Annotated in this window: 15 protein-coding genes; all 15 read right to left on the minus strand. The window is 50.2% G+C overall.

Going from position 1 to position 14911, the window contains the following annotated elements; all coding sequences use genetic code 11:
- Window positions 1–158: 158 nt before the first annotated feature.
- Window positions 159–857: a 30S ribosomal protein S2 gene (gene rpsB / locus L6442_RS21835; protein ID WP_160497016.1), complete on the minus strand. Its 699-nt coding sequence runs from the start codon at window positions 855–857 to the stop codon at window positions 159–161.
- 303 nt (window positions 858–1160) lie between these two features.
- Complete coding sequence (locus L6442_RS21840) at window positions 1161–1778, minus strand: endolytic transglycosylase MltG (protein ID WP_212980590.1); 618 nt, start codon at window positions 1776–1778, stop codon at window positions 1161–1163.
- Window positions 1775–2362, minus strand: coding sequence for a DUF6115 domain-containing protein (locus tag L6442_RS21845; protein ID WP_212980589.1), 588 nt, complete (start codon window positions 2360–2362; stop codon window positions 1775–1777). Before L6442_RS21845 ends, L6442_RS21840 begins: the two co-directional genes overlap by 4 nt.
- 79 nt (window positions 2363–2441) lie before the next feature.
- Window positions 2442–2753, minus strand: coding sequence for a hypothetical protein (locus L6442_RS21850; protein WP_228100928.1), 312 nt, complete (start codon window positions 2751–2753; stop codon window positions 2442–2444).
- Window positions 2754–2818: 65 nt separating this feature from the next.
- On the minus strand, window positions 2819–4228 hold the full coding sequence (locus L6442_RS21855) for a FapA family protein (RefSeq protein WP_212980588.1): 1410 nt from the start codon (window positions 4226–4228) through the stop codon (window positions 2819–2821).
- Window positions 4229–4259: 31 nt separating this feature from the next.
- Window positions 4260–5048, minus strand: a complete 789-nt coding sequence (locus L6442_RS21860) for a FliA/WhiG family RNA polymerase sigma factor (protein ID WP_194230489.1) — start codon at window positions 5046–5048, stop codon at window positions 4260–4262.
- A 14-nt stretch (window positions 5049–5062) separates the two neighbouring features.
- A complete protein-coding gene (locus L6442_RS21865) occupies window positions 5063–5470 on the minus strand; it encodes a hypothetical protein (protein WP_194230490.1) in 408 nt (135 codons plus the stop codon).
- 2 nt (window positions 5471–5472) lie between these two features.
- A complete protein-coding gene (locus L6442_RS21870; RefSeq protein WP_212980587.1) occupies window positions 5473–5970 on the minus strand; it encodes a chemotaxis protein CheD in 498 nt (165 codons plus the stop codon).
- Window positions 5963–6556, minus strand: coding sequence for a chemotaxis protein CheC (locus L6442_RS21875; RefSeq protein WP_373871849.1), 594 nt, complete (start codon window positions 6554–6556; stop codon window positions 5963–5965). Before L6442_RS21875 ends, L6442_RS21870 begins: the two co-directional genes overlap by 8 nt.
- Before the next feature lie 36 nt (window positions 6557–6592).
- On the minus strand, window positions 6593–7054 hold the full coding sequence (locus tag L6442_RS21880) for a chemotaxis protein CheW (RefSeq protein ID WP_194230493.1): 462 nt from the start codon (window positions 7052–7054) through the stop codon (window positions 6593–6595).
- 39 nt (window positions 7055–7093) lie between these two features.
- Window positions 7094–9178 carry a chemotaxis protein CheA gene (locus L6442_RS21885; RefSeq protein ID WP_212980585.1) on the minus strand — a complete coding sequence of 695 codons (2085 nt, stop codon included), beginning with the start codon at window positions 9176–9178 and terminating at the stop codon, window positions 7094–7096.
- Window positions 9179–9211: 33 nt separating this feature from the next.
- On the minus strand, window positions 9212–10522 hold the full coding sequence (locus L6442_RS21890; protein WP_212980584.1) for a protein-glutamate methylesterase/protein-glutamine glutaminase: 1311 nt from the start codon (window positions 10520–10522) through the stop codon (window positions 9212–9214).
- Window positions 10523–10556: 34 nt separating this feature from the next.
- On the minus strand, window positions 10557–11453 hold the full coding sequence (locus L6442_RS21895) for a MinD/ParA family protein (RefSeq protein ID WP_212980583.1): 897 nt from the start codon (window positions 11451–11453) through the stop codon (window positions 10557–10559).
- Window positions 11450–12865, minus strand: coding sequence for a flagellar biosynthesis GTPase FlhF (gene flhF / locus L6442_RS21900; RefSeq protein WP_212980582.1), 1416 nt, complete (start codon window positions 12863–12865; stop codon window positions 11450–11452). The genes L6442_RS21895 and flhF overlap by 4 nt, the downstream gene beginning before the upstream one ends.
- On the minus strand, window positions 12862–14895 hold the full coding sequence (gene flhA / locus L6442_RS21905) for a flagellar biosynthesis protein FlhA (protein WP_212980606.1): 2034 nt from the start codon (window positions 14893–14895) through the stop codon (window positions 12862–12864). Before flhA ends, flhF begins: the two co-directional genes overlap by 4 nt.
- Window positions 14896–14911: the final 16 nt, after the last annotated feature.

Here is a 14911-nt window from a genome sequence, read left to right on the forward strand (position 1 = left end):
CCGTTTTTCTTATATAACGGACTGTTTTCTTGCGACATAAGAAACGGACGCCCCGTAAGCCTTCAGCCCTTATATCTCAAAAAAAGGGCAGTGAGAGGTTATACACCTACCAACCACCCTTTTCATTTAATTCATGTCTGGACTTGCTATGCGCCGAATTAGGCAGTCGTCTCTTCGCCTTGGTGAGCTTCCACCACAGCGTCAGCCATTTTGCCAGTCAGCAATTTAACGGCACGAATCGCATCGTCATTACCAGGAATTACGTAGTCAATTTCGTCCGGATCACAGTTTGTATCAACGATACCAACAATTGGGATACCCAATTTGCGAGCTTCGGCAACTGCGATGCGTTCTTTGCGAGGATCAATGATGAACAAGGCGCTAGGCAGGCCTTTCATGTTCTTGATTCCGCCGAGGAATTTTTCAAGACGATCTTTCTCTTTGCGGAGAAGGATGACTTCTTTTTTAGGGAGAACAGCAAATGTGCCGTCTTCTTCCCATTTTTCGAGTTCTTTCAAACGATTGATACGTTTTTGGATGGTTTCGAAGTTCGTCAAAGTTCCGCCGAGCCAACGTTGGTTGATGTAGTACATGCCGCAACGTTCAGCTTCTTCTTTGACGGAGTCTTGAGCTTGTTTTTTCGTGCCGACGAACAGGATTGTTCCGTTCTCTTCAGCAACGCTTTTAACGAAGTTAAAAGCTTCTTCGACCTTTTTAACTGTTTTTTGCAGGTCAATAATGTAAATTCCGTTTCTTTCAGTGAAGATATATTTATCCATTTTCGGGTTCCAACGACGTGTTTGGTGACCGAAGTGAACACCAGCTTCGAGAAGCTGTTTCATGGAGATAACTGCCATCTTCACACACCTCCTAAGTTTGGTTTTTTGTGTCCTCCGCTGTTTTCATTTCTCGTCAAGACTCTCCCTGAGGAAAGCACCCTTTACGAAATCCGACAGCGTGTGTTTTAACACCGTCATTTAATATACCATAAGTGAATGACCGATGCAACGCCTATTCACGGGATTTTCACGATTCGCCAGCAGCAAAATCCCCCACAAGGTGGAGCCTATGCTTCGATGCATATCCCACATACTTTGCGGGACCCCAAAAAACTTATTCATTCTATAATCTCAAAAAAACCGTCCGGCTGCAATGTAGCGTCAGCGGGGCGGTTTTGATGTGATTTTGCCGATAATGCTGTCGAAATCCTCGCCCGGCGCGAACTCATACGAACCGGAACGGATTTTGGTGCTCATCTTCTGGCCCCTTCCTTTTTGTACAAAAGCGGACGCGTCTGAAATAACCCCCGCCTTCTTCAATTGGTCGGCAACATCGGTCAAATTGCTGCCGTTCGCAATCTTCACGCTTACTGAAGGATCTGCCGGAGCGTTCGGAGTTTTGCCTTCTGACGGCCCCTCCGTTTTAGGTTTCCCCTTTTCGGCTTGCTGCTTCGGAGCTTCTGGCTGCTGCGGGGTCTGTGGCGCTTTAGCCGCATTTCCCGCTGCCGGAGCTTTGACGCCGTTTCCTTGCGGTTTCGAACTTTTGTCAATCATGCGCTGCTTCCATTCTTCCTCTGTCATCCGCTTGTCACCTGGGTCCACGACTTTCAGCTTCATAGCTTCGGCCTCTTCTTGCAGTTTTTCCTTTGTCAGCTGCCGGGCTTCCGGAACGATGGACGCTGCTTGATGTTCCGTCCCCGCATTCATTAACTGCAGCAAAAGAGCCCCGGCTAATAAACCGCTGCCGAGTCCGATCATAAAAGAGCGATTTTTAATCACAGCGATCCCTCCTGCTTGGCGAGCTGCAGTATGAGCTGTACCTCGCCCTTCTGCATTCCTACCCGTTTGGCAATCCCTTCTATTGATTTGCCTTGGGCGTGAAGTTCAAACAGTTCCGGATAACGCTCGCGGATCGAAGGCTCCAAGCCTTCCTCGGCAGAAGCTTCCGATTCGTTATGATCAGACTCATCCCCGGCACGGCTACCTTGGGTCCCCAGCGTTTCGGGAACGCTCTGCGGAGGCTGTGACGCGGCGTGTTTGCTCCCCTCTTCCAAAGCCGCCATCCTTGCTTCATATTGAGCTTGCTGTTGTTCCAGCTGAATCATCCGCTGCCTCATTTCGACAAGCTGCTCCTGCTGTGCCAGCTGCTTTGAGGATGCTTCCTGCTTCATTTGGGCGATGAGCCCAACCAGTTCTTCATTTTCCCGTTCGATATCTGCGAAATATTGCTCCAGCGTCGCTTCTACTTCTTGCACGATTTTGTCTTTGTCCGAAGAAGACTTATCTGCTTTCCGCTTAGGCAGCATAAGAGCATATACGATGGCGGCTGCGCCCAATATGGCGACTATAATCCATGGTTTCAAACCCGTTGTTCTCCTTTAAGTCAATATGTTCTGATTAATTGATCGTAATCATAAGGGCTAACTTCTGGACAGCCATAAATCAAAGAGAAACATCAAAACGGTGTCCCTTGTATGGGTGCTCCGCATCCTGATGATCTCCCTTTTCCTGCTTTGACTTTTGCGGGGAAGAACCATGCTTTGGGGAATTCCCCTTGTCCTTGCCTTCATCCCGCACGGCAGCATTCGCCGTTTCATCAACGCCCGTACTGCGCTGGCGGAGATTCTGCGTTTCCTTGAGCTGCTCTCCCGCCAGAAATTGCTGTTCTTGCGCAGTTCTGTGATGAACATCGGTTTGTATTTTCCCCGCCTCGGTCGTACGCGGAATAGCGATTTGCATCTCCACCGATTTCATGCTCACGGACATTCACCCTCCCGCAAATCAAATGTCAACCGTCTGAAAGCATTGATCCTGCTCGCTTAGATATATGGAATCATCGAAATATCGCCCTCGTGAATCAGGAAGGAAACGCGTTCCGCCGGATCTTTGATGAACCGGGTATATCTGCCGATGACGATTTTGGATCCTCCATAGATCATTCTTATGACATCCACCTGCGCTTTTACGATATCTTCAAGCGTTTTTTCGATTTCAAGAATCCGTTCTTTTGCTTCCGTCTCTTCCCGCTGGGTCGATTTCTTCGTCGCATTCAATTTGACGCGAAGAGCGACCTTATCAGGCGTTAGTTGTCCCACGGCAGCCAGCTGGTTCAATAGATACAGCGCCTTGTCCGTCTTGTCGATCGCTTCTTTCAGCTGTTTGACCCGCGTGCGAAGTTCGGTTAACTCGTTCCTCAGCTCAGGCTGTACGCCTACTTCAATGGATGTTGTCGTGGACATGCTGTTTCCAATCGTGCGGGCCGTTACCCTCTCTCCCGCCTGAATGCTGCCACCCACGATCAATCCTTTGGTACCGTTGCAAATGACATTTTTTCCGGCCCGGATATTGGAATGCATGATGCTTTGCGATACAATCACCTCTTCGCCGGCAATGACGTTACCATCCTGAATAAAAGAGCTTTTGACGATTTTCCCCGCCTTCACGCACCCCTTGTTGTAACCGATAATACCGCTTGTAATCTCGATGGAGCCTTCCGCTTCCAGTTCGGCGCCTTCAACGCCGCCGACAACGCGGATATCGCCAGCCGCTTTGATCCGAAAGCCCGTCAATACGTTCCCGCGGACCACGACCGTCCCTACAAAGTCAATGTTGCCGACGCTGTAATCTACGTCCCCATTCACTTCATAAACCGGAAAAACATTGATTTTTCCTTTTTCCGTAATGGTTATCAGACCATCGATAGCCGAATACATCGCGGTTTGTTCAGGGTCAAGCACCACATTTTTTCCTACTCTAAAATAGGCTTCTTTTCCCGGCTTAAAAGGGATCATCTCTCCGGTAACAGAAGTGCCGGGTATTCCTGGCTGCGGCGGGATCCGTTTGGCGATTAGCTGCCCTTTCTTTACGTTGTTGAGGCTTAGAAGTTCCTTATAATCCACCTTCCCGTCCGCCGTTTCCAGCGGTCTTTGCTCCCGTTCGTTCCGAAGCTTAAAAGCGTATTCAATATAACCATCCTGACCGCCCACCGGCTGTACACCCATGGCAATCGGCGTACGGCCAAACATATATTCCTGCGGATGGCTGGCAATCCGGCTGACGATATCCCTCTCGATCCCAAAAAGAATCTTATGACTGTGGAGGAACAACATTAGTTCGTCTTCTGTGCATTTGAAACCCTCATCGCGTTTCGAAAATTGGATATAGGCAACACTGTTGTCATCCGAAAACGTGACATTTAAAAATGTTTCTAACGCAAATTGAGCTGTCAACCCTTTTCCTCCCCTCTATTCCTACAACGGTTTAATCATTTTGCAGCAGCAAATCCCGGTGTTTTTCCAGCGTCCCACGCAGCCTCAGAATGGCTTTGGAATGCAGTTGAGAAATTCTCGAAGGCGAAAGAGACATCACTTCAGCAATCTCGCTGAGCGACAAATCTTCATAATACAGCAAGGACACAACGGTTCGTTCTTTTTCGGTAAGTTTCTCAAGGCCTTTGATTAAAGACTCTTTTAAATAAAACTCGTTCACTTTGTAGTCCGGATTTTTAGCCTTATCGTCCACCATGATGGAGAGCCTTGTTTCAGACTCTTCTTCCCTGATCGGATCCTCCAGTGAGCAAAGGGACATCACCGCCACCTCCTGCAGCATGTGTTGAAACTCTTTCTCGGAAACGTTCAGATAGTCGCTCATTTCGGCGTCCGTTACCGTACGCAGATGCTTCTGTTCCAGCTTTTGGTATGCTTCTTCTATTTTCTTGGCTTTTTCGCGGACGGAACGGGGTACCCAGTCGCCTTGGCGCAGGGAATCCAATATAGCCCCCCGCACCCGAAAGGAAGCATAGGTTTCAAACTGAAGTCCCCGTTTGTAATCAAACTTGTCAATCGCGTCAATCAGCCCCATAACGCCATTGCTCGCCAAATCATCCTTTGAGACATTTTTCGGCAGTCCGATCGCTAGTCGGCCGGACACATAATCGACGATATGCAAATATTTTTCGATCAATTGTTTTTTGGCTTCCAAACTCCCATGTTCTTTCCACTCTTCCCAAAGCTCGGCGTGATTCAGATGAGAAGTTTTACGATCGTTCACTACCCTCACCCTCCTTATTTTTCTGTCAGGTGACGAACCGCTTGGGCCAATTCTTCAGGATCTTTTTTCGTGACTAGTTTCGGCGGATTGAGCGGAGTAAAAGCATCTTCGCTTCCAGATGACTGCTCTGGCTTTTGCTTCAAAAGCTCATTCAGCTCGTCGCTCTCGTCAGGAGTTGTCACATCGAACCGGGTTCCGGTTTCGCCAGCTTCCTCTCCGCCCTCTAGTGCCGCTCCGGCTGCCGGGGTACTGATCGACGCCCATGCCCACCGAAGCAGAAACGCAAGCAAAAACCACGCTGCAAATGATATCAGTCCGCGTATAACGCTGGTCATAAACAAATTATTCGTCAAAGAAAACAGCAGGGTAAAAATAAACCCAATAATGCCAAACACCAGATTAAACAGCAGATTTCCTCTCATGGCTACATTTCCTTTACACCTGTTTGTACACTGCGGATATACAATATTCCCGTACTCGCATCCATTTCGATCGTACGTCCGTAGTTTCCGCCCGTGTCTTCAGCAATGAGCGGAATATGAAGTTCCGCCAGTTTCAACTTGCAGGATTCCACATTCCGCGGTCCAATCCTCATGGTGTCCCCGGTACCGGCAAATGCGAACATTTGCGATCCTCCTGCCATTTTGGCGACGATGCGCGAGGGGGAAGCACCTAGCTGCAAAAGCTTGTCCAAGAGCGCAGGCAGCGCCGTATCCGCATATTTTGCGGTATTAAGCTGGCCCTCGCGGGCGATGTCCGACGAAGGGAGCATTACATGAGCCATTCCCGCTAGATTCAGCTGAGAATCGTACATCGTCAGTCCAACGCAGGAGCCGAGCCCGACCGTCCGGATGACTCCGGAATGCTGGATAACATTCAAATCGGCCATGCCTACTTTTACAACGCTTTGCTCTTCAATCATGATCCACCGGTACTCCCAATGATCGGAAAATCTTGGCGAATGAGTCGGGATCAGGAATCAGAAAAAATTGGCCCTCCACCTCATGATTGCCCTCAAGGAATGTCGTATCGATCAAAAGGGCATCGTCTCCCATTTGTCCGAACTGCAGCAGGCCGTAACTAAGGATCGCCCCAGCCATGTCCATTGCAAGTGCAGGGACGGTCGGGGACATGGCCAATTTCGTGAAATCGGCTAATGAGGATAAATAGGATCCCGCCAAAATATTACCGATCTCGCATAAGGCTGACTGCTCCATTTCATTAAGGAAGCCGTCTGTTTCGGGATGCATGCCAACCAGCCTTTTCAACAGGCCTTTGGCAGCATCAGGGGAAAGGATGAAAAACAGATTCCCCGGCGCATCCCCCTCTACCCTCAGGAAAATGGCAATAACAATCTGCTCGGCCCCTCCTACCATCTCGGAGATTTCTTCAAATGGCAGAAGCTGCACCTTTGGCACCGCCATGTCAACGGGCTTGTTCAGGAGCCGGGACAACGCGGTAGCAGCGTTGCCGGCACCAATATTTCCAACTTCCCGCAAGACATCCATTTTGAACTCTTTAAAATGTTTAAAGACCTCCACAGGCTATTCCTCTAAGCTTTCCAATTGAATGATTTCGTTTTTGTTCAGCACCTCGGACAGATTCAACATAATCAGCAGGCGGTCATCGCCGATTTTCGCTACCCCGTCCAGGTACTTCGCTTTAATGCCTCCCACCACTTCAGGCGGCGTTTCGATTCGATCCTTCTGCAGATCAATAACGTCGTTCGCGGAGTCAACGATAAAGCCGACTTCCATGTCATTCACCGCAACGATAATGATCCGGGTCTGATCGCTATATTCGCTTTCTTCCAATCCAAAGCGCCCGCGCAGATCGATTACCGGAATAACCACTCCGCGCAAATTGATGACCCCTTTCACAAACGCATAGGTTTTGGGGACTCTCGTTATAGGAAGCATGCGTTCGATCGTCTGAACCTTGTCTACTTCTATTCCGTATTCTTCGCTGCCCAGTTTAAATACGATGACTTTGATTTCCTCACTCATGAGAAAAACCTCCTTATAATGAATACAGGCTCGGACACATTATTTGATAAATACATTCGGATCAAGTATTAGCGCAACCTGGCCGTCGCCAAGGATCGTAGCGCCCGAAATGCCTTTGATTGGCGGCAGGTATTTGCCCAGGCCTTTCAGAACGATTTCGTTCTGCCCGATAAATTCGTCAATCGCCAAAGCCGCAAGGCGTTCGCCTTTATGAATAACGATAATTTCGGTTTCGGCCTCTTCGTTTTCGTCAAAATCCTTGATATTGAAAATCCGGCTAAGCGATATTAAAGGAATCAGCATGCCCCGGAACTCTATCATTTTATTGCCGTGAACCTTGCGGATTTGTTCTTGCCGCACGATTCCGGTTTCCACGATCGATGAGAGCGGGATCGCATATTTCTCCGAACCCATTTTAACGAGCATCGCTGCAATAATCGAAAGAGTGAGCGGGAGCTGCACAGAGAAATTCGTTCCTTTGCCCGGAGTAGAGTAAATCGTCACTTGTCCTCCAAGCGATGTGATTTTCGCTTTGACCACATCCAATCCGACGCCGCGGCCGGATACGTCCGAAACTTTTTCCGCCGTACTGAATCCCGGTGCAAACAGAAGCTGATGCACTTCTTCATCGGACATGCCCGCAGCCTCTTCCTCCGTTACGACCCCTTTCTTGAGGGCGGTCTTCAGAATTTTATCGCGGTAAATGCCGCGGCCATCCTCTTCAATTTCAATGAAGACATGGTTGCCGCTGTGGAAAGCGCGAAGTTGAACGGTACCGGTCTCAGGCTTGCCTGCTGCTATCCGATCCGCAATCGGTTCAATGCCGTGGTCGACGGCGTTTCGAAGCAAATGGACAAGCGGGTCGCCGATTTCATCGATGACCGTGCGGTCAAGCTCGGTTTCGGCGCCGGTAATGACCAGATCGACCTTTTTATCCAAAGACTTGGCCAGATCACGCACCATGCGCGGGAAGCGGCTGAAGACCGTATCGACTGGCACCATCCGAAGTTTCATAACAATATCCTGCAGATCGGAGCTGACGCGGCTCATATGCTCCACCGTCTCCGTCAGTGCATGATTTTGAACCTCGCTGGCAAGCTGCTCCAGGCGTACACGGTCTATCAAAAGTTCGCTGAACAAGTTGATCAGCACGTCAAGACGTTCGATGTCCACGCGGATGGTTCGGTTAGGAGTATTCCCGCCGGTTTTGGCCGCTGTTTTGGCCGGCGCCTTTTTCTGGGTCTGCTCCTTGTCTGCAGCATGTTGAACGGCCCCTTCTGTAACCGGCGCCTCTGCCGTTGCAGCCGACTCGCGCGATGCCGCTCCAAGTTGACTCATTTGTTTTAATGTGTCTTCGTCAAGCTCTTTGACCGTCACCTTTTCGATCTCCGAAACATTCATAATTTGGCTTTCCAGTTCAGCCGGATCCTTAAGCGTTATGTAATAAAGGGAAAAGCTGTAATCAAAATTGTCCTGTTCGATGTCCTGGGCAGATGGTTCTGATTTGACAACCTCGCCTGATTTTTCAAGCAAATCAAATACCATATATGCACGCACCGCTTTAAGCTGACAGGTCTCATGGATATGCACATCCAAATAAAGCACTCGATGTCCGTCGGCAATGGATTGACTCAGGACCGAATATTGGAATTCGTCCAACTGGATGCCCGCACTGTCATTGGCATCGGTATCGGAAGCAGCCCCTGCACTTGCATCATTCCCGGACGGTTTCGCGGATAAATCCTCTCCTCTGACGATTGCCTGCAGCGCGGCCAAAAGGGCGGTGACATCGGCCTTTCCTTCGCCGCCTTCGGTGATATCCTGAACCATGGCCTCCAGGGCATCCAACCCTTTAAACAAGGTATCGAAAATAAAGTCCTGCATCGCAAGTTTTTCATTGCGGACCAGATCGAGCACATTTTCCATCTGGTGGGTAAGTGCTGCAAGATCTTCGAAGCCCATGGTCGCAGCCATCCCTTTTAAGGTGTGTGCCGAACGGAAAATCACTTGTACAATCGAGAGATCATTAGGGTTTTCTTCGAGCAGAAGCATATTTTCGTTAAGTGATTGCAGATGATCATTCGACTCATCAATAAACATGGAAAGATATTGGTTCATGTCCATTGTGAGACACCTCCTTTATAAGTTCACTTTCCGTTACTTCACAGCGCGGACCACGCCGGCTGCAATATCGTGAAGAGGTAAAACATGCCTTACGCAATTGAGTTCCACCGCCGAACGCGGCATGCCATACACAATGCAAGTTTCCTCGCTTTCGGCAAACGTGCTGCTCACGCCCGCTTCGTATAAACGCTTCATCATTCTGGCTCCGTCGCTGCCCATGCCCGTCATCAGCACGGCATGGCGCGTAAGTTTATTCAGAGGAAGCAGCGATTCGAAAAGCACGTCAACAGACGGCCGGTGTCCATTCACCGATTCATCATCGGAAAGCATCACCGTAAAACGGCCTCCTGGCTCCGAAGCAACCCTCATATGCCGTCCGCCTGGAGCAATGTATGCGCAGCCCGCTTGCAGCACCATTCCATGTTCTGCCTCAGTCACTTCCAGCTGGCTGAACGAGTCCAACCGCTGTGCGAGCGACTTCGTGAAATTCGGCGGCATATGCTGAACGATAACGACCGGAGCGGGGAAATCCGCCGGAAGCTTCTCCAGCACCACTTTCAGCGCTCTCGGCCCCCCTGTTGAACAGCCGATTGCTACTAGATGGGTAAATGTCTGCCGCTGTTCCGTAGGCTTGGAAGGCAGCACTGACGGAACGGTTTTTTCAGGGGCAGCCGCAATCTCACGCATAGCGGTATGCGGCTGGGGAGCTGATTTGGGTTTCTTCGGCTCCTTCTTTGGCTCTATGTTCCGGCGCTCTTGTTTCTGAATCGCCGCCCCCGTCTTTTTAACGTTTGGCGGCATTGGCGGCAGATCTCGCTTCAAAGGCTCACGTGCGCGCCCTCCTGTAGGCGGGGCGGCAGTCGGACTTTGGAACGCCTGCAGCGCCTCCGCTTTCTGCTGCCGCCTTTTCTCCTCTTCAGCCTTGAAAGCCGCTCTTCTTTCCCTCGCAGTCATAGCTGCTTTAAGCTGTCCCAAAAGCGTATCTCCGACCTGGTCAATATGCTGTGAATAGGTAAGGGAAGGCTTGCGGATAAAATCAAAAGCTCCGGATTCCAGAGCTATGATGGTTTCTTTCATCCCTTCCTCATTAATGGCTGATAGCATAATGACCGGCAGCGGGTTCTCCGCCATAATCAGCTTTAAAGCCTCGAGACCGTTCATTTCGGGCATTTCGACATCCATGGTGACGATATCAGGTTGCAACCCGGCTACCTTCTGAACGGCCTCGCGCCCGTTCGCCGCCGTGCCGATCACCTGAAACGCAGGATCTTTTTCAATTAGATCCGAAAAAATTTTCCGCATAAATGCTGAGTCATCAACGACTAGGACTTTATATGGCGTCATGCCATTTCCACCCCTGTTCCTTATTCCAGAAGAATCATTTTGTACGGCGAAGCCACTTTTGCATAAATCCTTTGATTCCTGTCAAGGTACCTGATTCCGTTGAAGCCGGGACAAGCATATAACTCCTTGCAATCCGCTGTACTTCCCTCGATGCGGTGCAGTTCGGAAAAGCGATGGAAAACGGGACCTGTTTCTTTACCGCCTGCACGACATGGCGGTCTTCACTGATATAGCCGAGCATGGAGATCTGTACCTTCAGGAATCGCTGCGCGGCCATCATGATTTTGTCCGCCGTTTGATCGGCCTCTCTCTCATCGCCGGCCCGGTTCACAATCAACTTGAATGCGGTATCGTTCCCCTTCGAACTCACCACCTTGATCAGAGCGTAGGCATCCGTAATGGAGGTGGGTTCGGGCGTGGTCACGACCAAACATTCATCCGACGAATAGATAAAATTGAAGTTTTCTTTGGACAAACCTGCACCGGTATCGAATATAATGTAGTCCATTTCGCCGGCGATCCTTTCGATTTCTTCCGTAAAATAATTCAGATCGCTTTGCGACAGGGAAAACAACTCGGACATCCCGGACCCTCCCGCGATAAACGACAGAAAGCCGGGACCACGCTCAATGATTTCATCGATGCGCTTCTCGCGCCGAAGCAGGTGGTACAGGTTATATTCGGCGGTGACGCCCATTAACACGTCGATATTGGCCATGCCGATATCCGCATCGAAGACCAACACCTTTTTGCCCATCGATTGTAGGGCAAGCGCAAAATTCAACGTGAAGTTCGATTTGCCTACGCCCCCCTTCCCGCTTGTTACGGTAATGAGTTTGGCAGTCCGCTGTCCGGCGTTTGACAATCGGGCTGTACGTTCTTGTTCCCGCTTCATGACCAGATTTCTTAGCATTTGAGCCTGATCTGTCATGCTCCTTCTTCTCCCAGCAGCAAATTGCTGACCATCAGTTCTTCCGGCAGGAGCAGGTCGTCAGGAACATTCTGGCCATTCGTCATATATGAAAGCTGCAGAGGATATTCGTGAATCAAATTGATGATCGACCCATAACTGCCGGTCTCGTCCAATTTGGTAAATATCACTTTGTCCAGTCCATACCTGTTGAAGTGCTCGGTAATTTTCTTCATATCCTGACCTTTTGAAGTCAGGCTAAGCACCAGATAAGTCTCGCTTTTCTCAACCGGAGAAAAGAGGCTTTGCAGTTCGGAAACGAGCAGCTCATTGCGGTAATTGCGACCGGCTGTGTCCATTAAAATAAGGTCGCAGTAACTCAGCCGCTGCATGGCGCGCTGCATGTCACCAGGCGATTGGACGACTTCGAGCGGCACATTAAGAATGGATGCATATGTCCGAAGCTGTTCAACGGCAGAAATCCGATATGTATCCGACGTGATAAAGCCCACCTTGCGGTGGTGCCTAAACAGCTGTTCCGCGGCCATTTTCGCAATCGTCGTCGTTTTCCCGACACCCGTAGGACCAGCGACATATACCACTTTGGTTTCCCCGGCGATTCCCCCGCCAAAACGTTCCGAAAGAAATGATGCAATTTGATTGCGGATGTACGCCTCCATTTCGGCGCCGCCCAACTGCCGTCCGTTTTCTTCCCAATGTTCATAAGCGCTGCCGATCCAATCCTCAATGATACAGGGTTCTATCTCCTGCTGTATAAGCCGGTCCTGAAGGCTTTGAAGCTCATCGGGCAGCGTGCGCTGCATGGCCGATTGGCGGGAAATTTTGGCCATCCACGCCTTCATTTCCTGCAGCTCGGCCAAAAGCTTGTCTTCAACCGGCGAACCGCTTTTGTTTTCGAATGCTTCACCGCTCTTGTCTATGGTTCGTTCAGGCGCAGTGACCGATCCCCCCCGGTTTTCCGCACTCAACGCCATGCCCCCAACGTTTTGGGCTTCGAGCATCAACTCTTCAAAACGACCCGCATCAATGCTGCCCTCCGCTTCCGGCATCGTTTCCGGATTGATATTCGGCTGAACCCGTTCGGCTGCCGCCGCTTGTCCGGAAGCTGCGCCGCTAGCGCTGTTAAGTCCTGAAGATGTGACTTCGAGCGTTTTCTTATACGCCTGTGGAACAGCTTTCGGCAATACGGCCGCAGCAGGTCTGGCGGCGGAAACCGGCGGCTTGTCCGGCTTCGCCTTATCCTCTTGTTCAACCGCTGCGACCACCTCGATTTTCTTTTGCCGGAACATGCCGAGGAAACCGCCGATTTTGGTTTCCTTCGTGCTGAGGATAACTGCATCGCTGCCAAGGTCATTGCGGATCTGGAGCATAGCTTCGGGCATCGTGTCGACCAAATATCGCTTTACTCTCATAAGTTCACCACTCCGACGCTTTGAATTTCAACATTCGGCTCAAGTTCGCTGTAGGACAGCACCGGGATATCCTGCATGGTCCGCTCAATCACTTGACGTAAATACATGCGTATCGTAGGCGACGTCAGCAGAATAGGTTGTTGTCCCGTTTGCAGCAGACGGTTCACCTGCTCGCTGAGCTTCTGAAACACCGTTTGGGTTGACATCGGATCCAGAGCCAAGTAACTGCCCTGTTCCGATTGCTGCACGCTGTCGGCGATCTTTTTCTCCAGCGATGGCCCTACGGTAAGCACCTTCAGCGTTTCCCCTTCCTGGGCGAACTGCTGGGTAATCTGCCTGGAAAGAGCTTGTCTCACGTATTCCGTCAGAACATCCGGATCTTTGGTGTATTGACCAGAGTCAGCCAGCGTTTCGAAAATTGTAACCAGATCGCGGATCGATATTTTCTCGCGGAGCAGCTTGGCCAACACTTTCTGTACATCCCCAATGGAGAGCACGCTTGGAATCAATTCGTCGACGAGCACAGGATAGTTTTCGCGCAAATTGTCGACCAGCGTTTTGGTTTCCTGGCGTCCGATGAGTTCATGCGCATGTTTCTTGATCAGCTCAGTCAAATGTGTAGCCACGACGGACGGTGGATCAACGACGGTATAACCTGCGAGTTCAGCTCTTTCTTTTGTCGCTTCGTCAATCCACAATGCAGGGAGTCCAAAGGCCGGTTCCAGGGTCTCAATACCCGAAATGCTTTCGTCATCATACCCGGGACTCATTGCCAAATAGTGATTAAGTAATAATTCACCGCCACCGACGTTATTTCCTTTAATTTTTATGACGTATTCATTCGGTTTTAGTTGAATATTGTCGCGAATGCGAATGACAGGAACGACAAGTCCTAATTCCAGCGCACATTGTCTGCGGATCATGATAATCCGGTCGAGCAGATCGCCACCCTGCTGCACGTCCGCTAGCGGAATCAGCCCGTAACCGAACTCGAATTCGATTGGATCAACCTGCAGCAGGTTGATGACACTTTCGGGACTTCTGACCTCCTCGATCTGCTGCTCTTCTTCCTGCTGCTCCTCTTCAATTTGCTTGCGCTCCATATTCTTTTGCATGTTGTAGGCTGCATACATAAGAACCAAAGCCAGAGGCAGCGTTGTGATGAAATGAATCGGCGTGAATAGTCCCAGCAAAGCGACCGTCCCGCCCACGATATACAAGAGCTTCGGATAAGACCCCAACTGCTCTGTCAGATCGGTAGCCAGATTGCCTTCCGACGAGGAGCGCGTCACGATGAGACCGGATGCCGTTGAGATCAGCAGCGCCGGAATTTGGCTCACAAGCCCGTCGCCGATCGTCAGAACCGAATAGGTTGACAACGCGTCCTGAAAACCCATTTTATGTATTGACATTCCGATGATAAATCCGCCGATCAAGTTGATGATCAATATAATGATGCTAGCGATGGCATCGCCCTTGACGAATTTGGTTGCACCATCCATAGCTCCGTAATAATCGGCTTCGCGCTCGACCTTGCGGCGGCGTTCACGGGCCTGCTGCTCGTTGATCAGCCCTGCGTTCAAGTCGGCGTCGATACTCATCTGCTTGCCGGGCATCGCATCGAGCGTGAAGCGTGCGGCAACTTCGGCAACCCGTTCGGAACCTTTAGTAATTACGATAAACTGTACCACGACCAAAATCAGAAAGACGATAAACCCGACGGCGATTTGTCCGCGCGCAATCCAACTGCCAAAGGTGGATACCACGGTTCCGGCAAATCCTTCAGACAAAATCAATTTTGTGGTCGAAACATTCAGCGCCAGCCGGAACAATGTCGTTATAAGCAGCAAGGAAGGAAAGATTGAAAATTGCAGTGCTTCCTTCGTATTCATGGCCACAAGTAAAATCAAGAGCGCCAACGATATGTTTATAACGAGCAATACGTCCAAAAGCCAAGTCGGGATCGGAAGAATCATCATGAGAACGATGCCGATGACACCTAGTAATACCGTAATCTCTTTTGCTTTCAATGGATTCACTGCCTCC

Source organism: Paenibacillus azoreducens (genome assembly GCF_021654775.1).
GTDB classification, from domain to species: domain Bacteria; phylum Bacillota; class Bacilli; order Paenibacillales; family Paenibacillaceae; genus Paenibacillus_AQ; species Paenibacillus_AQ azoreducens.

Excerpts from the sequence above, each read along its gene's own strand:
- rpsB (WP_160497016.1), bottom strand. The coding sequence starts at position 857 with ATGGCAGTTATCTCCATGAAACAGCTTCTCGAAGCTGGTGTTCACTTC.
- L6442_RS21850 (WP_228100928.1), bottom strand. The coding sequence starts at position 2,753 with ATGAAATCGGTGGAGATGCAAATCGCTATTCCGCGTACGACCGAGGCG.
- L6442_RS21865 (WP_194230490.1), bottom strand. The coding sequence starts at position 5,470 with ATGAGAGGAAATCTGCTGTTTAATCTGGTGTTTGGCATTATTGGGTTT.
- L6442_RS21870 (WP_212980587.1), bottom strand. The coding sequence starts at position 5,970 with ATGATTGAAGAGCAAAGCGTTGTAAAAGTAGGCATGGCCGATTTGAAT.
- L6442_RS21875 (WP_373871849.1), bottom strand. The coding sequence starts at position 6,556 with ATGGATGTCTTGCGGGAAGTTGGAAATATTGGTGCCGGCAACGCTGCT.
- L6442_RS21880 (WP_194230493.1), bottom strand. The coding sequence starts at position 7,054 with ATGAGTGAGGAAATCAAAGTCATCGTATTTAAACTGGGCAGCGAAGAA.
- L6442_RS21885 (WP_212980585.1), bottom strand. The coding sequence starts at position 9,178 with ATGGACATGAACCAATATCTTTCCATGTTTATTGATGAGTCGAATGAT.
- L6442_RS21890 (WP_212980584.1), bottom strand. The coding sequence starts at position 10,522 with ATGACGCCATATAAAGTCCTAGTCGTTGATGACTCAGCATTTATGCGG.
- L6442_RS21895 (WP_212980583.1), bottom strand. The coding sequence starts at position 11,453 with ATGACAGATCAGGCTCAAATGCTAAGAAATCTGGTCATGAAGCGGGAA.
- flhF (WP_212980582.1), bottom strand. The coding sequence starts at position 12,865 with ATGAGAGTAAAGCGATATTTGGTCGACACGATGCCCGAAGCTATGCTC.